The following is a 25,976-nucleotide window of genomic DNA, read 5'->3' on the forward strand; positions in this document are numbered from 1 at the left end:
CGCTCCTTAAAGACCTTTGCGAAATTGGATAAAGCCTGGACGTTCGGCAATGCGTTCGTAGAGTTGGATCGCTGTGGCGTTGGTCTCGTGGGTCAGCCAATGGACCTTGCAGCAACCGTCAGCCTTGGCGGTGGTGTAGACGAATTCGATCAGCTTGCGGCCCACGCCGGTGCCACGTTGGGTCGGGACGACCAGCAAGTCCTGCAGGTAGCACGAGTTCTCGATGCTCCAGTTGGAGCGGTGGTAGATGAAGTTGACCATGCCCACCGCCTTGTCGTCCTGCCAGGCCAGGGCCGAATGGGTGGGCTCGGTGGCGTCGATCAGGCGCTGCCAGGTGCTTTGGGTGACGGCGTCGGGCAACTCGGTGTTGTAGAACGTCAGATACGCTTGCCACAGCGGCAGCCAGGCGGCGTGGTCGGCGGCGGTGACTGGGCGGATGTCGATCTGGCTCATTCTGAGGCTCCTTGGGGCATAAAGCGGGCGAGGGTCTGGTCACGCACGTCGCTACTGGCGGCCAGGCCTTCGCGCACGCCGGCGATATCGGCCGGGCTGCGGTTCTGGCTGAGTTTGCGTTTGCCGATCAGGCGTTCGATCGGCAGGGCAAAGCCGACGATGGCGTTGAGCATGCTTTCAATGTAATCGGCCGGGGCATCGCTGACTTTCCAGGGCTGGGAGCGGTTGCCTTCATGGCGATCAGTGAGAGCGCTGACCACGTTGAGCAAACGCTCGGCGTCGGTAAACACCTCGGCCTTGCCATAGGCGTGCACCGCCAGGTAATTCCAGGTGGGCACCACTTTGCCGTGCTCGGCTTTGGCTGGGTAAAAGGCCGGGCTGATGTAGGCCTCGGCGCCTGCAAAGATCACCAGCGCTTCGCTGCCGTTCTGCAGGTCCCGCCACTGAGGATTGGCTCTGGCCAGGTGTCCGTAGAGCGTGCCATTGGCACCTTCATCGGGGTTGAGCAGCAGTGGCAAGTGGCTGGCTTGCAGGCCTTGTTCACCCACGGTCACTAACTGCGCCAGGCGGGTGTGCTGGATCAATTGGTGCAGTTCGGGCAAATCGTCGAGGGCGAAGGCGCGAGGTGTGTACATGGAAATATTCCTTGGCGAATGCCTGCATCCTAGGCAGGCTAATGGCTCGTTGTAAGAGCCATCTGGCACCAATTTCATAGGTCCAATATGTCGCCCATCTCTGCGCCGCTGTCATTCAACCCCGCCGGTATTGAGCTGGATCGCCGTCAGGGTCTGACTCGCCAACTGTATGACGCCTTGCGCCAGCGGGTGCTGGATGGACGACTGGTCAGTGGCACGCGCCTGCCCGCCACCCGTGACCTGGCGGCGGCGTTGTCGATTTCCCGCAACAGTGTGGTACGCGCCTACGATCAGCTGTATGCGGAGGGGTTTATTGAAAGCCGGGTCGGCGATGGCACTTATGTCGCTCAATTGCCTACGGCAAAAAAACTATCCACAAAAGTATCCACAGGGTTGTCAACAGGCTTATCCCCAGCCTTATCCACAAAATGGGCTGATTTGCCGGAAGATCTGGACGATGAAGTTATCCACAGCGCGGGCTTGGCCAGGGTCAAAAACAACCACCTGGCCTTACCTCCCTCGGGTCCGCCTCGGGCATTCCGCGTGGGCGTGCCGGCCTTTGATCTGTTCCCCTTTGAGGTATGGGCCAAGCTGAATGGGGCGTTCTGGCGCAAGCCGGACCTGGAACTGCTGTGCTATGGCGACCCCGCGGGTGACGGTCGCCTGCGCGGTCTGATCGCCGCTTACTTGCGCAGCTCACGGGGCATGCAATGCACCGCTGAACAAATAGTGATCACCAGTGGGGCGCAGCAGGCAATCAGCCTTTGTGCACAGTTGCTGGTAGAGCCGGGAGATGGGGTAGCGGTGGAAAACCCTGGCTACCGTGCGGCTGGGCATGCGTTCGCTTTGGCAGGCGGACGGTTGCACGGTGTACCGGTGGACAGTGAAGGCATCGATTGCCAGGTGCTCAACAGCCTGGGCGATTGCCGAGTGGCGTATGTCACGCCCTCTCATCAGTACCCGTTGGGTGTGGTGATGAGCCTGGCGCGGCGCCTCGAACTGCTGGCCTGGGCCGAGCGCACGGGCGGTTGGATCATCGAGGACGATTACGACGGTGAATACCGCTACAGCGGCGCGCCGCTGTCGCCATTGGCGGCACTGGACCGCAGCGGGCGCGTGCTGTACGTCGGCACGTTCGGCAAGGTGGCCTTTCCGGCCTTGCGCCTGGGTTACCTGGTATTACCGCCGGGCCTGGTCGACGCCTTTTCCCGGCGGCGCGCGGTGGATATGCGCCATTCAGAAGTCAGCACCCAGGCCGTGATGGCCGAATTCATGGCCGCCGGGCACTTCCAGCGACATATCCGGCGCATGCGCCGCGCGGCGTTGAGCCGACGCAACGCACTCCTGGCCGGGTGGCCGGGTGACCTCGACGGGGTCGCCAGCCTGCCCAGCGTTGCCGCAGGGCTGCACCTTACGGTACGCGTGGCCAGCCTGGCCCGTGAGCAACAATTGCTCGAGCAGGCCAAGGCTGCTGGTGTCGAAATCAACGGCCTGAGCAGTTACTGGCTGGCAGGCTCCAGCACACCGCCGGACCAGCGTGCGGGCCTCGTGCTGGGGTTTGCCGCGGTGCCAGAGGTTGCCATCGGCCAGGCCCTGGCGCGCTTGCGTCAGGCCTGGGGCTCTTCCACCGCCGGCTGAGGTGGCTTGCTTTTAAGGAACAGCATGCGCGCCAGTTGGGGGCTGATCTCACTGCGGTAGATACTGATATTGTTGCGGCTGGCGTCGTTCCTGCGCTCGTATTTTCCGCCCAGGCCGCGTTGGTCTGGGGTTTTCAGGTGGGCAGCGGTGAAGTTCTCCTCTGATCCTGTCAGCGCGGTGTAGTGAAAGTGGGCATACCACACCGTTTTCTTGGTTTGGATATCCACCACGGGATACTCCTGCAGGAAACCTGAGTGACGTCCGGTGAGCTTGATGCGCGCACCGGTGGGCGGTTTGATGGTAACCACCCCTTCCTTGAGCAATAGCTCGACATGAGCCGCGGTGGGTGGCCGTGTCTTGAGCATATGAATGTGGAGGCGCTTGCGTTCGCCCTGGAGCTTGCTGATCGCGGCGGACAGTCGTTTGTTGAGCATTGCTGAGGGGTGTGTCGTGCTTTCTGTCAGATTGCTCAGGGTCAGTGCTTCTTCGATCTCCTGGCTGGCGTGCATCAGCTGTTCGATCCGGTTGCTGATACGCTCTTCAATGGTTACTGGCAGCCATCCCGCCTCGTTGGACAGCACTTCCGTGCGAGTGATAAAGGCATCAAGCGTGTCCAGCAGGGCCTGGCCGTGGGTCGTGCTCTGTTTAAGGTTGCGGGCCTGGGTGCGGCTGGTTGATCGCGCCGCGGGTAGTTGTTCAACCCACACGCCCGGCTCTTTTTCATGGAACGTGGCGATTACCTTGCCTGTCAGCGGCTCCTTTACCTCCACCAGCGCTGTGCTGCCTTCGGCGTCCGGCAGGCGTTCTTCGCCGATGACAATCCCCTTGAGATGCGTCTTGATGACTCTCTTCGTGACCCTGGACGAGGGGCGGGAAGGTCCAGGCATGGGTTCCAGGGTTTGGGCTTTGCGTTCGCGCAGCAGGCCGGTCAGTTCTCGCGTGGCGTTTTGGGCGAACTCATCGATTTGTTTGCGCAGATTGGCCAATGGGGTTTTTTGCAGGTCGTCGGGGAAGTCGGCCGGCAACTCCACCAGGTTCTGATCCACGCTTGCAAACTGGTCTACCAGGCTGTCGAGGGTTTCGATCAACTGGTCTTGAGTGGCTTCATTCTCCGGGTCCAGGGCGACTCGCAGGCTTTGCACTGCCAGCTCGGCGGTTTCGATAATGCGCGCAACCGCTTCCCTGGCCGCCGGCAAGCTCTCGGTTTTGGTCTCATTGAGGCATAGGAAGGTACTCAGGCTGATCTTGAACGCTTTGAGGTCAGTGAGGCTCACATTCGCCAGGCCGAGCCCATGAGTAGTGGCGAACCTGACACCCCTTTCACCGAGCTCCCGCATCTCCCTTAAAGGGGTCTCGATGAACGTCAGGCGTTCAATCATATCCTGGGTGACCTCATAGACTTTTTGATAGGTACTGAGGGGGAGTGTCGCCAGCGTATCGTCATCGGGGTCCATGTGCCCTTCGACAGAACGTAGCTGTTGTTGGAACCCGTCCAACTGTTCGTTGATGGCTGAGCGGGCCACGAAAATCTGGTTGGTCAGGTATTCGTACATCCCGTCCAGGTAATTGGGAACGGTGTCGATGATCTTCAGCGATTTGAGTTGGGAGATCGTTACGTCGAGTTCCTTGATGTGATTGTCCGCCTGGGCAAGGTAGGAGGTTCGAGCCGCTTCCTGGGCGTCCTCCGGCGTTGCGGCGATGGCCTCGCGCAGTGCCTCAAGCTCGCTGTGCCGTTGCATCAATTGCTTGTCAAAGCTATTTAACTGCTCGCGCAGGTCTTTTATTTTCGGCGGTTTCAGGCGCTGGCCCTTTTGCCGCAGGCGTCGCAGCCCGCTGGCTTTCAATCGGAACCGGATGTCGATAAACCACTGGCCAGCACGGTTGCTGGTCAGCGGAAAGCCTGTTCGCTGTGACTGTTTTGGATCAACAATCAGGACTGAATCGTTTTCGTCCACATCAACCTCAAACCATCGAGTCCCAACCGGCGCATACCAGTGTTCCCCTGCGCTGTAGAGGTGCTTGTAGGCGGTGTCCTCCTTGTACTGTTCGCTCAGGGATGATGGCTTCTCGACCATGAGGGCATCCAGGATCGCTCCGAGATTGCGCCGGGACTGAGTCAGCGCGCCGCTGGCATGCAGCGTACCTTGATGGTCCGCCGGCAGCTCACCTGCCGTGATCGTCGGTTTTTGTATCAGGACCATGGCGGGTGGGGGCTTGGACGGTTCGGCGGGTTCTGACGGCTTGGGATGCTTGGGATGCTTGGAGGGCTCGGACGACTCGCCCGGCTCGGAAGAGGCGCGCGTTTCTTTTTCGATCGCCGCGCTGGGGCGTCGTTGTGTACTGATGTGCATCGTCAACACCATGCCCAGCGTCAGCAATATATCCACCCAGGCGGAGAGCTCGGCAGGTCGCTCGTTTATTTCTCTGGCATCCACGACATGTTGCAGATCATCCATCAATTGCCAGATCCAGGACGCTGCGCCGACGGTTTTCCCCATGAATGGCAGTGCCGCGGTAAAGATCTGCCAGCCCATGTGCTTCAAGCTTTCCCAGCGGCCCTCGGCATTGGAGACAGACTGGCGGTCGGCCAGGTTTGCCAATGCTATCGCGTGAGTTTTGAACAGCGTCGCGAAATAGTCATTGCGCAACACCTCATTGCCGAAACGGATCGGCCCTGTCATCACCAGCGCATCGAGTGGGTCATTGAGCAGGCTGGTAAAGACCCAGGGGGACGGCAGGGTGCCGGTGAATACGAACTGGCCGTAAGCGGTGCGCTCCTTGTCGGGCAACCAGGCGAGGATCGACTGGCGCAAGGTCGCTGATTGCTTGATTTCATAGAGCAGGTTGGCTTCAGAGGCGAACTCCATCAACGGCTCATTGCTCAGTGGTCGATAGAGCAGGCAAGGGCCGTTTTTCGGGGCTTGGGGGCCAATGATGAACATGTTGTCGACCGTATCCACGGCTGTCGTCAAGCGCCGCTTGGGGTACAGGGCCAGGGGGCGGATCACCACCGGGTAACCGTCTACCCGCTGCTTTTCAGTCTCCGTGTTCATCACCGCACACACGTAGCGATAACCCTGCTCGGTCAGGCCGTGAAGACCGCGAATCTTGTACTGCAAGGCCAGCAAGGGCAGTTGCAGGCGCAATTGTTCGGTGTAGAGTTTTTGCCGGCGCAAGGACTGCGCAGCGTCCTCCAGCAATTTGCTTTTGATCAGGGCGGGATAATGTTTGCCGATATCGACCTGGGTAATCAGTTTTTCCAAGTATTGCGCCGTCATCCAGATGGGCGTCACCGTCCCGTTACGGTAAATCACGACCTTGTTACCCAACGGCAGGGCAATCAGGTTTTCCAGGGCCAACTCGGTCAGCGTGAAGGTTTGCGTCTGGGTTTGGCCGGGTACGGCCAGCGTGCCCCAGATCACTGCGCTGGTCACGGCGATTTGCACGTTTTCCAGGTTGACGTTGGCAGCCTCCGGGTGGTCCTTGATCATCTGTGTGCGCAATGCGTCGCGGGCAAAATCACCCACGGCGGGAATGTCATCCATATAGGTTTTGCCGTTCTCCTGCAGGTTCAAGGCCGCCAAGTCCATCATGTAACGACCATAGGCCGACTGGTCGGGTGACGAGGCCTGCTGCAACCATCCTGGCAGGGAGTCGCGAGCCCAGCCAAGCCGGGATTGATCCTGTTGCGTGAACGCGTGGAGTTCCTTCTTCGCACTGTCCGCCGGGGAAAGTGGCTTGATGTCCTCATCGTCAAAGGCAATGTGCCGCAGCGCTTCGATTTGCAGGCTGATCAGGCTACTGGCCTGATACTCAAAGAAATTGCCCGATGGCTCGAACAGTCGCCAATGGATTTCGCGCCCCGCGAATAAATGGGGATGGGGCGCCAGGTATTCACCAAACGCCTTCATCGAGCTGAATTTTTTATAGCCGGTGGCAATCGAGTAACCGAGGATGAGCTCCCGTGTGCCCAACTGCCCGACCACCAGCGCCATAGAGGTCACATTGAGGTGTTTGCTGACGCTACCCGCTTGCTCATCCATATCAATCAGGTAGACGTGGGCGTCATAGTTGTCATGGGGCTGGCGCTGTGCGTATTCGGGGTAGTGAAAAACGTTCCTGGCCATGGCGCACTCATCGTCGTCCCAGTCATCGACGGTGTGTACATTCCAGAGGTTGCGCAGTGTGCGGGCCAACGTCTTCCAGCGTGGCCCGTTCTGGCCGCCGCTTTGGTTCCAGAAATCGAGCTGTTGTTCCTGGTAGGAGACAAACAGCAGGGGGGCCAACTCGTTGATCAACTGCGCGATACGGTCAACCTGGACGGAAACGTGGGTGTTTGCCTGCTCCTGGGTTTGATTGATCAGATAGTGCTCACCGTCGATCCAGGTCAGCGCGACGTTGGTCAACGCACTGCGCGCCAGTGCGCCGGCCAGCGATTGAAGGTGCGGAAGGTCGGGCACCACCTCACCGCTGACGCTTTGCCAGCGAGGTGTGACCAGGATGGCCAGGTTGGGGTCGATATCAAGGTCCGGGTACAGCTCGGCCAGCGCCGATCGTAAAGTCGCCGCCGCGACCTCCCGCAGGGAGGGGCCGGTGGCCAGTTGAGTCAGCAGATCGTTGGCGCTGGGGGACAGTGCAGTGTCATTCATAAGGGCATCCTGGCCGCAAGAAAGGGGCCGCTAGGGTGCGTAGCGGCGTTTTTCTCACAGTAAGGATGTTGCCCACTCGGCGAGCGGTAGTTAAGTCAAGGTCAACCCCTCAGGCCCTGCGGTGGAATCGGCGATCAGGTACCCGACTTGATTTTGGTCCAGGCCCTGGTCCTGGCGCGCTCGGCATCCCGGGTCAGCGGTTTCAAGGTGTACAGCGTGGCCATGGCCGCCTCGGTCGGGTACAGGTTGGGGTTGTTGCGAATCGACGGGTCGACCTGCTCGGTGGCGTCCTTGTTCGGGTTGGGGTAACCGACGAAGTCGCTGATGGGCGCGATCACGGCCGGTTGCAGTAAGTAGTTGATGAAGGTGTAGGCGTCCTGCGGGTTTTTTGCGCCTTTTGGAATGGCGAGCATGTCGAACCAGATCGGTGCCCCTTCCTTGGGCAGGCGCATGTCCACGGTGACACCGTTCTTGGCCTCTTTGGCGCGGTTGGCGGCCTGGGAGAAGCTGCCTGAGTAACCGACGGCTACGCAGATGTCGCCGTTGGCGATGTCGGCCATGTACTTGGAGGAATGGAAGTAGGTGACAGAGGGGCGGATCTTCAGCAGCAACGCTTCGGCTTTTTCATAATCCTTGGGGTTGCTGCTGTTGGGGTCCAGCCCCAGGTGCTGCAGGGCCAGGGGCAGGATTTCCGAGGGGGAGTCCAGCAGCGCGACGCCACATTGCTTGAGCTTGCTGATGTTTTCTTCCTTGAAGATCAGGTCCCAGCTGTCCACCGGCGCATCGGCGCCCAGCGCGGCCTTGACCTTGTCCGGGTTAAAGCCGATCAGGATGGTGCCGTACATGTAGGGCACGGCGAATTTGTTACCGGGGTCGTTGGCTTCGATCAGCTTCATCAGCTTGGGGTCGAGGTGGTTCCAGTTCGGTAACTGGCTGCGGTCCAACGGCTGGAATACGCCGGCCTCGATCTGCTTGGCCAGGAACACGTTGGACGGCACCACCACGTCATACCCGGAGTTGCCGGTGAGCAGCTTGGCTTCCAGCGCCTCGTTGGTGTCGAAAATGTCGTACACCAATTTGATGGCGGGGTTCTGCGCCTTGAAGTCCTCCAGCGCCTTGGGCGTGATGTAGTCGAACCAGTTATAGACGCGCAGGGTTTTTTCTTCGGCGTGGGCCACGCCGCTGATAACGGTGGCGCAGAGGATAAGTGACTTGAGCATGTTCATTGGGCAGCCCCTTCAAAACCTTCGAGAACATTGACGGCATTGATGCCGATTTCTTCCACCGCGTAGCCGCCTTCCATCACAAACAGCGTGGGTCTGCCCAAGTGGGCGATGCGTGCGCCCATTGCCAGGTAATCCGGGCTGTCGAGTTTGAATTGCGAGATAGGGTCGTCCTTGAAGGTGTCCACCCCCAGGGACACCACAATGATGTCGGCCCCATAACGTTCAATTTCGTTGCAAGCCTGTTCCAGCGCTGCGCTCCAGCGCTCCCAGCCGGAACCGGCGGGCAACGGGTAGTTGACATTGAAGCCTGCCCCCGCGCCCTCGCCCAGTTCGTCGGCATAGCCGAGAAAAAACGGAAATTCCGCCGCCGGGTCACCGTGGATCGAGGTGAACAGCACGTCGTTGCGCGCATAAAAGATCGATTGGGTGCCGTTGCCGTGGTGGTAGTCCACGTCCAGGATCGCGACCTTTCGGTGGCCCTGGTCGAGAAACGCCTGGGCTGCAATGGCGGCGTTGTTGAGGTAGCAATAGCCGCCCATCAAGTCACTGGCGGCGTGGTGCCCCGGTGGCCGGCAAAGGGCGAAGGCACTGCGGGCGCCTTGCTGGATTGCTTGTTGCGCCGTCAGCGCCACTTGGGCCGCGCTATAGGCGGCTTGCCAAGTGCCGGCGGTAATCGGGGCGCCGCCGTCGAAGCTGTAATAACCGAGTTGGCCGTGCAGGCTGGTGGGCAATACGCGGCGCAAGGTGCGGGCCGGCCAGGTGTAGGGCAGCAGGTCGCCGTCCTGGCCGAACTCGGTCCAGCGTTGCCATGCACCTTTGAAGAAGTCGAGGTAGTCACGGCTGTGGATGCGTTGCAGCGGCGCCAGGCCAAAGTCGTGCGGGGCTTGGACGGCGCCCAGCTCACGGTCCTTGACCCGTTGCAGCACATGGTCGGCGCGCGAGGGCATTTCAAAGCAGGGCATCAGTTGCCCGTCCATCAGTTCACAACGGCCGTGGTGCAGGTGGTGATCGTCTGAGTAGATCGTCAGCATATTGTTGTTCTCCGCAGGCGGTATCGGTGCCTGCAGTCTTGCTGGCGGCGGAGGTTATGAGAACGGCAAGAGCGGCCAAAAGGGGATAAATATGGCCAGATTTTCTGTCCGTAATTCGCCCCTCAATAGCGCGTCATGCGCGAAATTGGCTCGGCGCCACGCCGCTCCAGCGCACGAAGGCATGCCGGAAGCTGGCGGTCTCGCTGAAGCCCAGCTGCTCGGCAATCCGGTAGATGGGGCATTGGTGTTGCGCCAGCAATTGCTTGGCGCGTTCGAAACGCAGCTCATCCAGCAGTTCCTGATAGCTGCAGCCCAGGTCATGCAGGTGTCGGCGCAGGGTGCGTGGCGAACAGTTCATCTGTTGGGCCAGGCCATCCAGCCCGGGTGCGGCGTGCAGTTGCGCCGCGAGCAATTGGCGGATTCGCCCCAGCCAGGCTTCGCGCCCGGTGAATTCGGTGTTCTGTTTACGGCAGCGCTCGGCCATGGCCTGGTGGGTCACGCTGTCGGCCAGCGGCAAAGGCTGGGCGAGCCAGCGTGTGTCAAAGGCGAACGCATTGGCGGTGGCCTGGAACTGCAACGGGCAGTCGAAACTCTCGGCGTAGCGCGCTTGATAATCCGGTGCATCGTGCTCGAAGCGCGCGCCCAGCAAGGGCAGTGGATGGCCGAGCAGGTCGTCGCAAATGACCTTCAGCGACCCGAGGCACAGCTCGACATTGAAGGCGGTCAGGGCCGGGTTATCGCGATAATCGCCCGCGGTGAACCAGATACGTCCGCCGTCCTCCTCCAGGCTCAGCTCGAACAGTGTTCCCAACAGCGCCGGATAACGCAGGGCCAGGCGCAAAGCGTCACCGAAAGTGGCACTCGTGAGCAGGGCATAGCCGAGCATGCCGTAGGAAGATACATGCATGCGGCGCCCCACGATCAGGCCGATATCGCGCTGCAGGGCCACGGCATTGGCGCACACCTGCATCTCCTGATGCGTGGCGATGCGCGTGTCGGCGCGGCTCAAGTCCGCCGCGCAGATACCGCTGCCGGCCAGCAGCGTCTCGGCGGGCCAGCCTTCGGCCTTGAAGGTACTGAGCACCAGCGAGACCGCGTTGAGGGTCGTGAGGTGGGAGTGCAGCATGGGGGGCTTCCAGCCAGGAGATGGCTGGAAGGGGAGCAAGTTATATGCCGGTCAGCTCAGTTCGCCGCACAGGTCCAGTTCCACCAGGCGGCGGACCTCAGGCGTTGCAAGACTCGCACCGAGCAGGGCCTGCAGCTTGCCGAACACCGCTTCGCGGGTCATGCCGCCACCGGACAGTACGCCGACGCCGCGTAACCGGCTGCCGGCTTCGTACACGTCCAGCTCCACGCCGCCTTCATGGCATTGGGTGATCGCGACCACCACCACACCTTGGTCGTGGGCACGCTGGAGGCTGGCCAGGAACGCCGGGTTATCGCTTGGCCCGGTGCCGCTGCCGAAGCATTCGAGGACCAGCGCCTGGAGGCCGCTGTCGATCAGCGCATCCAGTTGCCCGGCGCCGATGCCCGGCACCAACGGCAGCACGCCGACGTTGGCCAGGGCTTTGGCTTGGCGATAATCCAGCGCTGCAGGAATGGCCTCGGCCTTGGCCACGCCGCCGTTGCGCTGCAAGGCTGCAAACGGATGGCGACCAAAGCTGCGGATCTTCGCGCAACGGGTCGGCGCCATCAGTGCGCCATGGAAGTACAACTGCACACCGGGCGCCAGGCCTTGGCCCAATGCTGCCAGGGCACCGCTGACGTTTTCCCAGGCGTCGCTGTCGGGCACGCCGGCGGGCAGCATGGAACCGGTGAACACCACCGGCGCCGGCAAGCCCAGCAATTGAAAGCTCATGGCTGCCGCGCTGTAGGCCAAGGTGTCGGTGCCGTGCAGGATCAGTACTGCGTCGCAGCCGCCTTCCACGGCCTCGACGACCGCGATGCGCAATTGTTGCCAGTAGGCCGGGGTCATGTTGGCGCTGTCGATCAGCGGGGCCATTTCGCGGAATCGCCACGCAGGCACTGGCTGATGGGCCAGTTGCTCGCGCATGCGCGCTTCGAAACCGGATGCGGGTGCCAGGCCGTTGGCGCTGGCCTGCATGCCGATGGTGCCGCCGGTGTAGAGCACCATGACGTTTTGGGCTGGTTGGGTCATCTGAACACTCTCCTGAACGAAAAACGCCGCCGGGCCCAGAGCATGCCCAAGGCCAGGCGGCGTGTCATCTATCTACGCTCAGCGTTGCGCTTGAGCGTTCAGTTCAGCCGAGACGGCAACGTCCGGTTTTGCCGGATTGGCCGGCCAGGCCTTGCGGTCCAGGTCCAGGTCTGGGAACTGGCTGGAGTCGAACACCGGGGTCTTGATGCCGGCGGCGCGCTGGTTGTCGTAGTCGTTCAGGATGCGCATGGCGATCTTGAACAGGAACGCCAGGGCGAACAGGTTAACGAACGCCAGCATCGTCATGGTGATGTCGGCGAAGGCGAACACGGTGCCCAGGTTTTCGATGGAACCCCAGAAAATCAGCACCAGCACCAGTGCGCGATAGCCCATCAACACTTTGCGGTTGTTACCCACCAGGAAGCGCAGGTTGCTCTCACCGAGGTAGTAGTTGTACATGATCGAGGTGAACACGAACAACGCCAGGGCCACCGAGATGAACATGCGGCCCCAATCACCGACCACTGCCGCCAGGGAGTTCTGGGTCAGGGCAATGCCGTCGCCTTCGAAGCCTGGGGTGTAGAAACCGGAGAGCAGGATCAGCAAGGCGGTGCAGGTACAGATCACGAACGTGTCGAGGAACACGCTGAACGCTTGCACCACGCCTTGGGCGATCGGGTGTTCTACCGACGCCACCGCCGCCACGTTAGGCGCACTGCCCAAACCGGCTTCGTTGGCGAACACGCCGCGCTTAACACCCATGATGATCGCGCTGCCCACCAGGCCGCCGAAGGCCTGGTCGAGGCCGAACGCGCTCTTGACGATGGTTGCGAGCATGGCGGGTACGTGGTCGAACTGCAGCACGATCACGTACAGGGTCACGGCGATGTAGACCAGGGTCTTGACCGGCACCAGCAGGTCGGCGATCGAAGCGATGCGCTTGATCCCGCCGATGAACACCAAGCCCAGCAATACTGCGAGGGCCAGGCCGGTGTAGGTGGTGTCCAGGCCGAAAGCGTTGTTCAGCGAGTGCGTCACGGCATGGGCTTGCAGGCCGTTGAAGGCAAAGCCGAAGGTCACCAGCAGCAGGAACGCCATGACCATACCCAGCCAGCGCTTGTGCAGGCCGTGCTGGATGTAATACGCGGGGCCGCCACGGTAGGTGCCTTCGGCGTCAGTGCGTTTGTACAGCTGGCCGAGGGAGCACTCGATAAAGCTCGAAGACATGCCCACCAGCGCGGTGACCCACATCCAGAACACGGCACCTGGGCCACCCAATGTCACGGCAATGCCGACACCGGCGATGTTACCGGCACCGACGCGGCCGGCCAGGCTGAGCATCAGCGCCTGGAACGAACTGAGCTGGCCGGAGCTGCTCTTCAGGCTGTCTTTGAACACTGAGAACATGTGGAAAAAGTGGCGCAACTGTACGAAACGCGAGCGAATCGTGAAATAACCGCCGAGCCCGACAATGAGCACGATCAGTACTTTCCCTGAGAGGAAGTCGTTGATGACTTCGAGCATGGAGTGTTCCTCGCTGATTTTTCTAATGGCAAACGCAGGACGGTTCGACGCCATCGCATCGCACCAGGCAGTGCGCGACAGTTCGACCCCAATCCTTTTGCGGGTTGTTATTCATGCGGTTTCGCGTTGTACCTGGGCCTCGTTACCGACGGCCGCACACGCGAAGAGGGGCGGCACTATACCTAGGCGAACGAGATCCGTCTGCTCGGGCTGATTAAAGGTTTCAGCCATGCGACTGAGGGGGCGGTGGATTTGCAGGGCGATATTGGAGTTTTTATGGGCGTCATTTCACAACCTTGGGGCAAAAAAAAGGGCCTGAAGAACGAGCCTTCAGGCCCTCAAAAGGTGAGAGGTGTCTAGTCCCTCAGCCTGGTGAGCAGTGCAACAGACGCTTAGGCCTTCAACGGGACCAAGCGTGGAGCGATCATGTTTTCGGGGCGCAGGATGTCGTCGAGCATGGCGTCGTCGAGCAAGCCTTCTTCGCGCACCAGTTCCAGCACGCCGCGGCCGCTTTCGAGGGCGATGCGGGCGATGCGGGTGGCGTTTTCATAGCCGATGTACGGGTTCAGCGCGGTGACCAGGCCGATGGAGTGCTCCACCAGTTCGCGGCAGCGCGCTTCGTTGGCGGTGATGCCGACGATGCAGTGTTCGCGCAGCATGTCCATGGCGCGTTGCAGCAGACGGATCGAGTCGAAGATCTTGAAGGCGATCAGCGGCTCCATCACGTTCAGCTGCAGTTGGCCGCCTTCGGCTGCCATGGTCAGGGCCAGGTCGTTACCGATCACTTGGAACGCGACTTGGTTAACCGCTTCCGGGATTACCGGGTTGACCTTGCCGGGCATGATCGAGCTGCCTGGCTGGCGCGCCGGCAAGTTGATCTCGTTGATGCCGGTGCGTGGGCCGCTGGACAGCAGGCGCAGGTCGTTGCAGATCTTCGACAGCTTCACTGCGGTGCGCTTGAGCATGCCGGAGAACAGCACGAAGGCGCCCATGTCGGAGGTGGCTTCGATCAGGTCGGCGGCAGGCACAACCGGCTGGCCGCTGATCACCGCCAGGCGTTGTACCGCCAGGGCTTGATAACGCGGGTCGGCGTTGATGCCGGTACCGATGGCGGTGCCGCCCAGGTTCACTTCGGTCAGCAGCTCTGGCGCCAGGGTTTTCAAGCGCGCCAGGTCTTCACCGAGGGTGGTGGCGAAGGCGCGGAATTCCTGGCCGAGGGTCATCGGCACGGCGTCTTGCAATTGGGTGCGGCCCATTTTCAGCACGTGGCTGAACTCGACGCCCTTGGCGGCGAATGCCTGGATCAGGCTGTCGAGGCTGGCCAGCAGCGCGTCATGGCCCAGCAGCAGACCCAAGCGGATCGCGGTCGGGTAGGCGTCGTTGGTCGACTGCGCCATGTTCACGTCGTTGTTGGGGTGCAGGTACTGGTACTCGCCCTTGTTGTGGCCCATGGCCTCCAACGCGATGTTGGCGATGACTTCGTTGGCATTCATGTTGGTTGAAGTGCCGGCGCCGCCTTGAATCATGTCCACCACGAACTCTTCGTGGAAGTCGCCGCGGATCAAGCGGGCACAGGCTTCGCTGATGGCAGCGTGCTTGGCTTCGCTGAGCTGACCGAGCTCGCGGTTGGCATCTGCCGCCGCTTGCTTGACCATTGCCAGGCCGACCACCAATTTCGGGTAATGCGAAATCGGAACGCCCGAGAGGCGGAAGTTATTCACCGCTCGCAGGGTCTGGATGCCGTAATACGCTTGGGCAGGTACTTCGAGTACGCCAAGCAGGTCTTTTTCTGTGCGGAATGATGCAGCGGAGGACATGACGGAAATCATCTCGATATGGACCCGGAACTGGCCGGAACGCTGCGAATGCTAGGCTTGTGGAAGTTTTTGGGCCAATGCTGTTAAACACTGGCCTATGCACAAACGGCATAATGTGAGTGTGACCCAGCTATGATGGCGGGCGTGTGTGCCAAAATGGTGCGTACCCGTGGGAGGACGTGATGAACCTTGAGAGCAAATGGCTGGAAGACTTCAGTGCCCTGGCAGCGACCCGCAGCTTTTCCCAGGCCGCCGAGCGACGCTTCGTCACCCAGCCGGCGTTCAGTCGACGTATCCGCAGCCTGGAAGCCGCGTTGGGCCTGACCCTGGTCAACCGCTCGCGTACGCCGGTAGAGCTGACGGCGGCGGGGCAGTTGTTTTTAGTCACGGCGCGCACCGTGGTGGAACAACTCGGTGAAGTGCTGCGCCATTTGCACCACTTGGAAGGCGGGCAGGGCGAAGTCATGCAAGTGGCGGCGGCTCACTCGTTGGCGCTGGGCTTCTTCCCCCGCTGGATCGCACAGCTGCGCAACGAAGGCCTGAACATTGCCACCCGCTTGGTCGCCACCAACGTCGGTGACGCCGTGCACGCCCTGCGCGAAGGGGGGTGTGACCTGATGCTGGCGTTCTACGACCCGGACGCCGCCATGCAGATGGACGCCGAAATCTTCCCGTCCCTGCACCTGGGCAACACCGAGATGCTCCCGGTGTGCGCCGCTGATGCCGACGGTAAACCGTTGTTTGACCTGGAAGGCGAGGGCAGTGTGCCGCTGCTGGCGTACAGCGCTGGCGCGTTCCTCGGCCGCTCGGTGCATTTACTGTTGCGCCAACGCGCCCTGCGTTTTACGACGGTTTACGAAACTGCCATGGCCGATAGCCTCAAGAGCATGGCGTTGGAAGGCCTGGGCATTGCCTGGGTGCCACAGTTGAGCGTGCGCGCCGAACTCGCTCGCGGAGAACTGGTTGTCTGCGGCGGTCCGCAATGGCATGTGCCATTGGAGATCCGCTTGTATCGCTGCGCGTTGGTGCGCAAGGCGAATGTGCGGTTGTTGTGGCGAAAACTGGAAGGTGGCGCGGCGCAGAATACTTGAACCTGACACCGGGCAAATGTGGGAGGGGGCTTGCCCCCGATAGCGGTGTATCAGTGACAGATAAGTGCCTGACACACCGTCATCGGGAGCAAGCCCCCTCCCACAGGGTTTTGTGGTGATTTGGCTGACTCTTAAGTCAATAAAACCGCCGCTTTGCGCCACTGGACAGATGGTCATTCCAGGGGCTGTTTATCTGCATTATTACGGTATACTGCGCGGCCTTCGGCCGGTCCAACCGGCCTTAATTCGTACACCAAGCCACGCCGGATTTCCCGCGTGGCTTGTTGTTTTTTGACGCGCCTGTGGGCGCCCAGAGAGAAGAGGCACGACGATGAGTGCATTGGTTGGCGTGATCATGGGCTCCAAGTCCGATTGGTCCACCCTTAGCCACACCGCCGATATGCTGGAAAAACTCGGCATTCCCTACGAAGTGAAAGTGGTCTCCGCCCACCGCACTCCGGATTTGCTGTTCCAGTATGCCGATGAAGCAGAATCCCGTGGCATCGAGGTGATCATCGCCGGTGCCGGTGGTGCAGCGCACCTGCCAGGCATGTGTGCGGCCAAGACCCACCTCCCGGTGCTCGGCGTGCCGGTGCAGTCGGCGATGCTCTCGGGCGTGGACTCGCTGTTGTCCATCGTGCAGATGCCTGCGGGCATTCCGGTGGCGACCCTGGCGATCGGCAAGGCCGGTGCGATTAACGCAGCCTTGCTGTCCGCCAGCATCCTGGGCGCCAAGCACCCGCAGTTCCACGCGGTGCTGAAAAAATTCCGTGCTGAACAGACAGACAGCGTGCTGGACAATCCAGACCCACGTATCGCCTGAGGTTGTTGACGATGAAAATCGGTGTAATCGGTGGCGGCCAACTGGGTCGCATGCTGGCCCTGGCCGGAACCCCGCTGGGAATGAACTTCGCTTTCCTGGACCCGGCGCCGGACGCCTGCGCGGCCGCGCTGGGTGAGCATCTGCGCGCTGACTACAGTGACCCGGACCACCTGCGCCAACTGGCCGACGAAGTCGACCTGGTCACCTTCGAGTTCGAAAGCGTCCCGGCCGAAACCGTTGCGTTCTTGTCGCAGTTCGTACCGGTGTACCCAAGCGCCGAAGCCTTGCGCATCGCCCGCGACCGCTGGTTCGAAAAGAGCATGTTCAAGGACCTGGGCATCCCGACCCCGGCCTTCGCCGATATCCAGTCCCAGGCAGACCTGGATGCTGCAGTCGCCAGCATCGGCCTGCCGGCCGTGCTGAAAACCCGCACCTTGGGTTATGACGGCAAGGGCCAGAAAGTCCTGCGCACGGCTGCCGATGTGGTCGGCACCTTCGCCGAGCTGGGCAGCGTCGCCTGCCTGTTGGAAGGCTTCGTGCCGTTCACCGGCGAAGTCTCGCTGATCGCCGTGCGTGCCCGTGATGGCGAAACCCGCTTCTACCCGTTGGTGCACAACACCCACGACAGCGGCATCCTCAAGCTGTCCGTGGCCAGCACCGACCACCCGCTGCAGGCCTTGGCCGAAGACTATTCCAGCCGTGTGCTCAAGCAACTGGATTACGTCGGCGTGATGGCGTTCGAGTTCTTTGAAGTCGACGGTGGCCTCAAGGCCAACGAAATCGCCCCGCGCGTGCACAACTCCGGGCATTGGACCACCGAAGGCGCCGAGTGCAGCCAGTTCGAAAACCACCTGCGGGCGGTGGCGGGCTTGCCATTGGGCTCCACGGCCAAGGTCGGCGAGAGCGCCATGCTCAATTTCATCGGTGTGGTACCGCCAGTGGAAAAAGTCATCGCCATCGACGACTGCCATCTGCATCACTACGGCAAGGCCTTCAAGGCCGGGCGCAAGGTCGGCCACGCCAACCTGCGTTGCAAGGACCGCGCGACCCTGCAAGCGCAGATCCTCAAGGTCGAGGCGCTGATCGCCGAGCAATAAGCCTGGACTCGGCGGGAACCATTCGGTGACCGCCATCCTCTGATTGCAGGATGCCAAAGCCTGACTAGGCTTTGGCATAGCTCAATTCAATCAGAGGGAAATGCCATGGGTATCATCGGAACCATCTTTATCGGCTTGATCGTCGGCCTGCTGGCGCGTTTCCTGAAGCCAGGCGACGACAGCATGGGCTGGATCATGACCATCCTGCTGGGTATCGCAGGTTCCCTGGTCGCCACCTACGGTGGGCAGGCCCTGGGCATCTACCAGGCAGGTCAAGGCGCAGGTTTCCTCGGTGCGCTGATCGGCGCCATCGTGCTGCTGGTGATCTACGGCCTGCTGCGAAAAAAATGATTTAGCGTCACGGCCCTCTGCGCTGCGCAGGCGCAGGGGGCTAGAATGCCGACACTGTTAACCTTGTCGAGCCTCTCCATGCGCCGTCTTCTGTTTACGCTCCTATTACTAGGCTCTGGCCTGGCCCACGCCGGCGAACTGCCGGAAACCGATTGGCTTGACCTGATGCCGCTGTCAGATCAAAAAGCCCTCGAAGCCATGCCCGAGATCGACCACAACTCCCCCGAAGCCCAAGGCACGTTCACCGACAAAGGTGGCCTGAAGCAGAGCAAAGGCTTGCCGGCGGTGATGTACTCCACCAAGACCGTGGCCGCCATGAATGGCAAGAACATCCGAATTGGCGGCTATCCAGTACCGTTGGAGACCGACGCCAAGGGTCGCAGCACCCTGTTTTTCCTGGTGCCGTACCCAGGCGCCTGCATCCACGTGCCGCCTCCGCCACCTAACCAGTTGGTGCTGGTGCGCTATCCCAAGGGGTTGAAGCTGGACGACATCTACACGCCGCTGTGGGTCACGGGCACGTTGAAGGTGGAGAAGGTGAATAACGACCTGGCGGATGCGGCGTATGCGCTGGATGCGGGGAAAGTGCGGGTGGTAAAGGAATCCGATCTTTAAAGGGCAACATATAACCAATGTGGGAGGGGGCTTGCCCCCGATAGCAGTGGATCAGTCAGCACATTTGCTACTGATAGACAGCGATCGGGGGCAAGCCCCCTCCCACATTTTGATCGGCGTTCCTACAGGGCGACAGCGGTGATGCTCACGCCCAAGGTGTGGCTTTCACCTGGGGCCAGGCTCACCACATCATCCAGCACATTCGCCGTCTCGATGCACAGCATGCCCTGCCAGCCATCGTCGGCCATGTCGTCGAACGCCTTGGCGCGTTCGGTCCAGGGGTTCCAGATCACGGTCGATTTCGAGCCCTCGGCAGTGAGCTGAATGCGGCGCTGCCAGTCTTTATCGACAATATTCAGCTGGGACGGCGTGTCGAGGTAGATGCGGTCGGTTTCGGCGGTGAAGTGCAGCAGACCGGATTGCGTCTTCTCGGTCCAACCGTCGGCGGTGTCGATATAGGCCCCACCGTCCAGCCCTTCGACCTGCACGTTACGTACGTCGCTGACGGCGAAGTAAGTGTGCAGCGCCTGGCTGAGTGTCACTGTCTCGGTACCACGGTTATGGCTGGTCAGACGGATATGCAGTTGGTCGTCCAGCAGCAGGCTCAGGGTCAGGTCGACCTGATGAGGCCAGCCGGGGAAGCCGCCTGCGGGAACCGGTAGTTGCAGGTCCACCCGCAGCGCTTCGCCTTCGAGTGTGGTGTCGGCTAATTCCCACAGTGCTGTACGCACAAAGCCGTGAGCACCGGCCGGCTGATCGCTCTGGCGCATGGCCTTAACGCTCTGCGGGTTACGGTCAAACACGCCAAACCACGGCCAGCACACCGGTACGCCGGTACGAATGCCTTTGCCTTTCTTGAACATTGCCTCAGGGTTCGGCCAAATCAGCGGCTGCTCGCCCTCGCGCCCGTAACTGAATATATGTGCGCCCTGCTGGGCAATCATCAGCTCGGCGCCGTTGTGGCGGATGCGCCAGCAGTCCAGTTCGTCGATCTTTACGGTCTCAACGTGGGGCGTAGGCATAACAGACACTCTTAATGGCAGGCAATGGGGCAATTGACCGTCAAAAACCCGCGAGGTTTAACGCGCGCGTGAAGGCACGGAACGCGTGCGGCCGCTGCCATCGATAGCGACGAATACAAACACCGCCTCTGTCACCTTGCGCCATTCGCTGGACAGCGGGTCGTCGCTCCACACTTCGACCATCATCTGGATCGAGCTGCGGCCGATTTCCAGGGCCTGGGTATAGAAGGACAGCTGCGCACCGACCGCGACCGGTACCAGGAACGCCATTCGATCAATAGCCACGGTGGCCACGCGACCACCTGCCACCTTGCTGGCCATGGCGGTGCCGGCCAAGTCCATCTGGGCGACCAGCCAGCCGCCGAAGATATCGCCGAAACCGTTGGTTTCACGCGGCAGTGCGGTGATTTGCAGGGCGAGGTCGCCTTGCGGGATAGGATCTTCTTGTTCGAGTTCGATCATGCCGAGGGGCCTCTGACCCGTGACGCTTCATGGGTATTTCAAGTGGATAGCCGTCTTCGAAAAAAACGTTTCAGCACCAACATACACCGCGTGATGCGTTTCTCGTAAGGCGTACTAAAGGGAAACTCTGCCAAATCGGCTGGACGGCACCCAACGACGTTTTGGCACAGCAGCCCCTCAAGACTGCGGGTCTTGCGCTTGCAAGGGCCGAGTATATCGAGACCCTGGCGCCACGACGACCTCCCGGCGCTCATTTGGTCGGTAAATAGGCGCTGTATCGCGGCTTTTGCGCGCAACTGTTCTCCTGGCGCTGTGCTTTTACAAGCGATTTGCTATCTTGCCAGACCGCCGCAAGTCCCGGGCGTGCCGTCCTTATCAAGCTGACTACTATAAGAGAAGCCTTGCCATGTCCTCCGTGCCCGCAAGCAGTGCGCAACCGTCGCGCCCGCTGACCCGCAACGACTACAAAACCCTGTCGCTGTCTGCCTTGGGCGGGGCGCTGGAGTTTTATGATTTCATCATTTTCGTGTTTTTCGCCACCGTGGTCGGAAAACTCTTCTTCCCCGTCGACATGCCCGAATGGCTGCGCATGATGCAGACCTTTGGCATCTTCGCCGCCGGTTACCTGGCACGCCCGCTGGGCGGCATCATCATGGCGCACTTCGGTGACCTGCTGGGCCGCAAGAAGATGTTCACCCTGAGCATCTTCATGATGGCCGTGCCGACCCTGATCATGGGCCTGCTGCCAACCTACGCGCAGATCGGCCTGTGGGCGCCAGTCCTGTTGCTGCTGATGCGCATCATCCAGGGCGCGGCCATCGGTGGTGAAGTCCCGGGCGCCTGGGTGTTTGTTTCAGAGCACGTACCGCCACGCCACATCGGCTACGCCTGCGGCACGCTGACCAGCGGCCTGACCGCCGGGATCCTGCTGGGATCGCTGGTGGCCACTGCGATCAACACGCTTTATAGCCCGGAGCAGGTCTCGGATTACGCCTGGCGTATCCCGTTCCTGCTGGGTGGTGTGTTCGGCCTGCTGTCGGTGTACCTGCGCCGCTGGCTGCATGAAACCCCGATCTTCGCCGAGATGCAGCAGCGCAAGACCCTGGCCGCCGAGCTGCCATTGCGCGCCGTGCTGCGTGATCACCGCGGCGCCATCGTGTTGTCGATGCTGCTGACCTGGCTGCTGTCGGCCGGCGTCGTCGTGGTCATCCTGATGACCCCGACCGTGCTGCAGACGGTTTATCACTTCAGCCCGACCGTTGCGCTGCAGGCCAACAGCCTGGCCATCGTCACCTTGAGCCTGGGCTGCATCGCCTCCGGCGCATTGGCCGACCGCTTCGGTGCTGGCCGCGTGCTGGTGGCCGGTTGCGCGCTGTTGCTCGCGACTTCCTGGACGCTTTACCACAGCCTCTTTGCGCATCCTGACTGGTTGTTCCCGCTGTACACCTTGACCGGCTTGTTCGTGGGCACCATCGGTGTGGTGCCGTATGTAATGGTCAAGGCCTTCCCGCCGGTAGTGCGTTTCAGTGGCTTGTCGTTCTCCTACAACGTGGCCTACGCCGTGTTCGGCGGCCTGACGCCGTTGGCGGTGTCGCTGCTGATGAAGGAAAGCCCGATGGGCCCGGCCTACTACGTAGCTGCCCTGTGTGTGATGGGGATGGCAGTGGGCGGGTATCTGTGGAAGCGCGGACGCTGACACCAACCCGATCCCCTGTGGCGAGGGAGCTTGCTCCCGCTGGGTCGCGAAGCGGCCCTGGTCTTTGTTCAAAAGAATGGGACTGCTACGCAGTCCAGCGGGAGCAAGCTCCCTCGCCACAGTGACGGTGTTCATTCAATATTTTGCGCCTCATAAGCCTGCGCTTCTCAGTAGTGGCCTTTCATCTAATTGTCACATTGCGGACATAGAGTGTTCACACGGCCTCCCGATACTTGGCCCCGATCCAACTATCCCTATCTGCTAGGAGCAAGGCATGAAACTGAAACGTTTGATGGCGGCAATGACTTTTGTCGCTGCTGGCGTTGCGACCGCCAACGCGGTGGCCGCTGGTGTTGATCCGGCAATCCCGGCTTACGTTAAGACCACTGGTGTGTCGGGCAACTTGTCCAGCGTCGGTTCCGATACCTTGGCTAACCTGATGACCCTGTGGGCCGAGGGTTACAAAAAGGAATACCCGAACGTCAACATTCAGATTCAAGCTGCCGGCTCCGCTACCGCGCCACCTGCGCTGACTGAAGGCACCTCCAACCTGGGCCCGATGAGCCGCAAGATGAAGGACACCGAACTGGCGGCCTTCGAGCAGAAGTACGGCTACAAGCCAACCGCTATCCCGGTCGCCGTGGATGCCCTGGCGGTATTCGTGCACAAGGACAACCCGATCCAGCACCTGACCATGGAACAAGTCGACGCGATCTTCTCTTCGACTCGTCTGTGCGGCGCTAAAGCCGACGTGAAAACCTGGGGCGACCTGGGTGTGACCGGCGACCTGGCCAACAAGCCGGTGCAGTTGTTCGGTCGTAACTCGGTATCCGGCACCTACGGCTACTTCAAAGAAGAAGCCCTGTGCAAAGGCGACTACAAGCCAAACGTGAACGAACAACCAGGCTCGGCTTCGGTCGTGCAGTCGATCAGCTCCTCGCTGAACGGCATCGGTTACTCGGGCATCGGCTACAAGACCGCCAGCGTGAAGACCGTGGCCCTTGCCAAGAAAGGCAGCACTGACTTCATCGAAGACACCGAAGAAAACGCCCTGAACGGCAAATACCCGCTGTCGCGTTTCCTCTACGTGTACGTCAACAAAGCCCCGAACAAGCCGCTGGCTCCGCTGGAAGCTGAGTTCGTGAAGCTTGTGCTGTCGAAGCAGGGCCAAGAAGTTGTGGTGAAAGACGGCTACATCCCACTGCCAGCCAAAGTCGCCGCCAAGGCGCTGGCTGACCTGGGCCTGAAAGAAGGCAACTGATTGCCTTTGCGGAGCCGGCCTGCCGGCTCCGCACCCGAATTTTCTAGTCCGCTGCCAGCCCTGCTTCGCGGCGGATTTGTTGCGTCACTGCATTGTCATCTTTCTGTCATACAGGATCGCTAGGGTGTGCGCATGAATGATCTGGCCAATTCCACCATGACGACGACTTCTCCCCCCAAGCGCATTGACTTCAATACGCCTGAGCTGCAACGCAAGCGCCGCATTCGCGCGCTCAAGGATCGCCTCACCCGTTGGTATGTGCTGGTCGGCGGCCTCGCCGTCCTCGGCGCCATCACTCTGATTTTCTTCTTCCTGGCCTATGTCGTCGCGCCGTTGTTCCAGGGCGCCTCGCTGACCAAGGAAGATGCGCTGACGCCCGCCTGGATGCAGGACGCCGGCAAGCCGCTATTGATCTCGCTCGAAGAACAGAACCAAGTCGCCATGCGGGTTTCCGACAAGGGCCAGGCGTTGTTCTTTGATGTGACGACCGGTGCCGAACTCAAGCGTGTCGACCTGCCGCTCCCGGCTGGCGTGACTGTCGTCTCCATAGGTGAAGACCAGCCGGGCAGCCCGCTGGTGATCCTCGGCTTGTCCAACGGCCAGTCCCTGGTGTTCCGCCATACCTATAAGGTGTCCTACCCGGACGGCAAGAAAACCATCTCTCCGGCGATCGAATACCCCTACGGTGAAACACCGATCGTGCTGGATGACGCTGGCCGCCCGCTGGAGCACGTCGCCCTCAACGCCACTGACACCTCGCTGGTGATTGCAGGCTCGGCCGGTTCGTACCTGAACGTGCTGACCCTGAGCCGCGAAGAAAACATGATGACCGGCGAAGTCACCAGCGAGCAGAAGCGTGTCGAACTGCCGCAAATGACCGAGCCGGTGAAGGCGATCTTTATCGACCCGCGCCAGCAATGGCTGTATGTGATCAACGGCCGCGCCCTCGCCGATGTGTTCAGCCTGCGCGACAAGAGCCTCAACGGTCGCTACAAACTGCTGGAAGACGGTAACGCCGAAGTCACCGCCAGTACGCAATTGGTGGGCGGTATCTCGTTGATCATTGGTAACTCCAAAGGCGGCCTGGCCCAGTGGTTCATGGCCCGTGATCCGGATGGCGAGCAGCGCTTCAAACAGATCCGTACTTTCCAGATGGGCACTACGCCCATCATTGAAATCTCCGCCGAAGAGCGCCGCAAAGGCTTCACCGCCCTCGACGCTTCCGGCAAGTTCGGCGTGTTCCACAGCACCGCCCACCGCACCCTGCTGGTGGACCCGGTGGTCGACGGCCAGGGCGTGTACGGCATGTCGCCGCGGGCCAACCGTGTGATTGTGGAAGCCGGCGGCAAGCTGCAACCGTTGCTGCTCGACAACCCGCACCCGGAAGTGTCCTGGAGCGCGCTGTGGAGCAAGGTCTGGTACGAAAACTACGACGAGCCCAAGTACGTCTGGCAATCGACCGCCGCCAACACCGACTTCGAACCCAAGATGAGCCTGGCCCCGCTGACCTTCGGCACCCTGAAGGCCGCGTTCTACGCCATGCTGCTGGCTGCGCCACTGGCCGTTGCCGCCGCGATCTACACCGCCTACTTCATGGCCCCGAGCCTGCGCCGCAAGGTCAAGCCGGTGATCGAATTGATGGAAGCGATGCCGACGGTCATCCTCGGCTTCTTCGCCGGGCTGTTCCTGGCGCCGTATGTCGAGGGGCATCTACCGGGCATTTTCAGCCTGCTGATGCTGTTGCCGATTGGCATCCTGGTGGCCGGCTTTGTGTTCAGCCGTTTGCCTGAGTCGATCCGCTTGCGGGTGCCGGATGGCTGGGAAAGCGCGATCCTGATCCCGGTGATCCTGTTCGTGGGTTGGCTCTCGCTGTACATGAGCCCGTACCTGGAAACCTGGTTCTTCGGCGGCGACATGCGCATGTGGATCTCCCACGACCTCGGCATCACCTACGACCAACGCAATGCTCTGGTGGTCGGTTTGGCCATGGGTTTTGCGGTGATCCCGAACATCTACTCCATCGCCGAAGACGCCGTGTTCAGCGTGCCGCGTGGCCTGACCCTGGGCTCCCTGGCCCTCGGCGCCACGCCGTGGCAGACCATGACCCGCGTGGTCATCCTCACCGCCAGCCCGGGGATTTTCTCGGCGCTGATGATCGGCATGGGCCGCGCCGTCGGCGAGACCATGATCGTGTTGATGGCCACCGGTAATACCCCGGTGATGGAGATGAACCTGTTCGAGGGCCTGCGCACGCTGGCGGCGAACGTCGCGGTGGAAATGCCGGAATCGGAAGTCGGTGGCAGCCACTATCGTGTGCTGTTCCTTTCGGCGCTGGTGCTGCTGCTGTTCACCTTCATCATGAACACCCTCGCCGAGCTGATCCGTCAGCGTCTGCGCAAGAAATACTCGTCGCTTTAAGAAAGGTAG

Annotated in this window: 20 protein-coding genes; 9 read left to right on the forward strand and 11 right to left on the reverse strand. The window is 61.1% G+C overall.

Annotated features, from left to right (window positions below):
- Positions 1–6: 6 nt before the first annotated feature.
- Together AC3ZU9_RS13705 and AC3ZU9_RS13710 are read right to left on the reverse strand one after the other, a co-directional pair.
- Positions 7–453, reverse strand: a complete 447-nt coding sequence (locus tag AC3ZU9_RS13705; protein ID WP_064053207.1) for a GNAT family N-acetyltransferase — start codon at positions 451–453, stop codon at positions 7–9.
- Complete coding sequence (locus tag AC3ZU9_RS13710; protein WP_015886596.1) at positions 450–1,088, reverse strand: FMN-binding negative transcriptional regulator; 639 nt, start codon at positions 1,086–1,088, stop codon at positions 450–452. The genes AC3ZU9_RS13705 and AC3ZU9_RS13710 overlap by 4 nt, the downstream gene beginning before the upstream one ends.
- Before the next feature lie 87 nt (positions 1,089–1,175).
- On the opposite strand from AC3ZU9_RS13710, the gene pdxR reads away from it, so the two are divergent.
- A complete protein-coding gene (gene pdxR, locus AC3ZU9_RS13715; protein ID WP_093544711.1) occupies positions 1,176–2,726 on the forward strand; it encodes a MocR-like pyridoxine biosynthesis transcription factor PdxR in 1,551 nt (516 codons plus the stop codon).
- Here pdxR and AC3ZU9_RS13720 read toward each other — a convergent pair.
- The 7 genes from AC3ZU9_RS13720 to aspA all read right to left on the reverse strand — a co-directional run bounded on the left by AC3ZU9_RS13720 (position 2,696) and on the right by aspA (position 15,131).
- A complete protein-coding gene (locus AC3ZU9_RS13720; RefSeq protein ID WP_490090854.1) occupies positions 2,696–7,375 on the reverse strand; it encodes a dermonecrotic toxin domain-containing protein in 4,680 nt (1,559 codons plus the stop codon). The two genes, pdxR and AC3ZU9_RS13720, sit on opposite strands and share 31 nt — an antisense overlap.
- 134 nt (positions 7,376–7,509) lie before the next feature.
- Positions 7,510–8,601 (reverse strand): polyamine ABC transporter substrate-binding protein, encoded by a 1,092-nt coding sequence (locus tag AC3ZU9_RS13725; RefSeq protein WP_064053211.1) that lies wholly within the window; start codon positions 8,599–8,601, stop codon positions 7,510–7,512.
- On the reverse strand, positions 8,598–9,632 hold the full coding sequence (locus AC3ZU9_RS13730; RefSeq protein ID WP_490090855.1) for a histone deacetylase family protein: 1,035 nt from the start codon (positions 9,630–9,632) through the stop codon (positions 8,598–8,600). Before AC3ZU9_RS13730 ends, AC3ZU9_RS13725 begins: the two co-directional genes overlap by 4 nt.
- A gap of 133 nt (positions 9,633–9,765) precedes the next feature.
- Positions 9,766–10,758: an AraC family transcriptional regulator gene (locus AC3ZU9_RS13735; RefSeq protein ID WP_320399987.1), complete on the reverse strand. Its 993-nt coding sequence runs from the start codon at positions 10,756–10,758 to the stop codon at positions 9,766–9,768.
- Between the two features lie 51 nt (positions 10,759–10,809).
- Entirely contained in the window at positions 10,810–11,790 is a 981-nt protein-coding gene (locus AC3ZU9_RS13740; protein ID WP_064053214.1) for an asparaginase, read from the reverse strand.
- Positions 11,791–11,868: 78 nt separating this feature from the next.
- Positions 11,869–13,314: an alanine/glycine:cation symporter family protein gene (locus AC3ZU9_RS13745; RefSeq protein WP_015886589.1), complete on the reverse strand. Its 1,446-nt coding sequence runs from the start codon at positions 13,312–13,314 to the stop codon at positions 11,869–11,871.
- Between the two features lie 392 nt (positions 13,315–13,706).
- A complete protein-coding gene (aspA, locus tag AC3ZU9_RS13750; protein WP_025854459.1) occupies positions 13,707–15,131 on the reverse strand; it encodes an aspartate ammonia-lyase in 1,425 nt (474 codons plus the stop codon).
- A 182-nt stretch (positions 15,132–15,313) separates the two neighbouring features.
- Here aspA and AC3ZU9_RS13755 point away from each other — a divergent pair, with 182 nt between their 5' ends.
- From AC3ZU9_RS13755 to AC3ZU9_RS13775, 5 genes are all read left to right on the forward strand, one after another.
- Positions 15,314–16,222 (forward strand): LysR substrate-binding domain-containing protein, encoded by a 909-nt coding sequence (locus AC3ZU9_RS13755; protein WP_010566930.1) that lies wholly within the window; start codon positions 15,314–15,316, stop codon positions 16,220–16,222.
- A 331-nt stretch (positions 16,223–16,553) separates the two neighbouring features.
- The gene (purE, locus tag AC3ZU9_RS13760) at positions 16,554–17,045 is read left to right on the forward strand and encodes a 5-(carboxyamino)imidazole ribonucleotide mutase (protein WP_003176980.1); all 492 of its coding nucleotides are present in this window, start codon (positions 16,554–16,556) and stop codon (positions 17,043–17,045) included.
- An 11-nt stretch (positions 17,046–17,056) separates the two neighbouring features.
- A complete protein-coding gene (locus tag AC3ZU9_RS13765; RefSeq protein WP_015886586.1) occupies positions 17,057–18,142 on the forward strand; it encodes a 5-(carboxyamino)imidazole ribonucleotide synthase in 1,086 nt (361 codons plus the stop codon).
- A 105-nt stretch (positions 18,143–18,247) separates the two neighbouring features.
- Positions 18,248–18,493: a GlsB/YeaQ/YmgE family stress response membrane protein gene (locus AC3ZU9_RS13770; protein ID WP_015886585.1), complete on the forward strand. Its 246-nt coding sequence runs from the start codon at positions 18,248–18,250 to the stop codon at positions 18,491–18,493.
- Positions 18,494–18,571: 78 nt separating this feature from the next.
- Positions 18,572–19,108, forward strand: coding sequence for a DUF3299 domain-containing protein (locus AC3ZU9_RS13775; protein ID WP_017135795.1), 537 nt, complete (start codon positions 18,572–18,574; stop codon positions 19,106–19,108).
- Positions 19,109–19,230: 122 nt separating this feature from the next.
- Here the strand turns inward: AC3ZU9_RS13775 and AC3ZU9_RS13780 are convergent, their stop codons facing one another.
- Positions 19,231–20,130 carry a D-hexose-6-phosphate mutarotase gene (locus tag AC3ZU9_RS13780; RefSeq protein WP_102061222.1) on the reverse strand — a complete coding sequence of 300 codons (900 nt, stop codon included), beginning with the start codon at positions 20,128–20,130 and terminating at the stop codon, positions 19,231–19,233.
- Between the two features lie 57 nt (positions 20,131–20,187).
- Positions 20,188–20,592, reverse strand: coding sequence for an acyl-CoA thioesterase (locus AC3ZU9_RS13785; protein WP_003176975.1), 405 nt, complete (start codon positions 20,590–20,592; stop codon positions 20,188–20,190).
- Positions 20,593–20,998: 406 nt separating this feature from the next.
- On the opposite strand from AC3ZU9_RS13785, the gene AC3ZU9_RS13790 reads away from it, so the two are divergent.
- The 3 genes from AC3ZU9_RS13790 to AC3ZU9_RS13800 all read left to right on the forward strand — a co-directional run bounded on the left by AC3ZU9_RS13790 (position 20,999) and on the right by AC3ZU9_RS13800 (position 25,967).
- Positions 20,999–22,288: an MFS transporter gene (locus tag AC3ZU9_RS13790; protein ID WP_015886582.1), complete on the forward strand. Its 1,290-nt coding sequence runs from the start codon at positions 20,999–21,001 to the stop codon at positions 22,286–22,288.
- A gap of 274 nt (positions 22,289–22,562) precedes the next feature.
- Positions 22,563–23,549, forward strand: coding sequence for a phosphate ABC transporter substrate-binding protein PstS (locus tag AC3ZU9_RS13795; protein WP_015886581.1), 987 nt, complete (start codon positions 22,563–22,565; stop codon positions 23,547–23,549).
- A 384-nt stretch (positions 23,550–23,933) separates the two neighbouring features.
- Positions 23,934–25,967: an ABC transporter permease subunit gene (locus AC3ZU9_RS13800; RefSeq protein ID WP_173390418.1), complete on the forward strand. Its 2,034-nt coding sequence runs from the start codon at positions 23,934–23,936 to the stop codon at positions 25,965–25,967.
- Positions 25,968–25,976: the final 9 nt, after the last annotated feature.

It is taken from the genome of Pseudomonas sp. A39 (assembly GCF_058145955.1).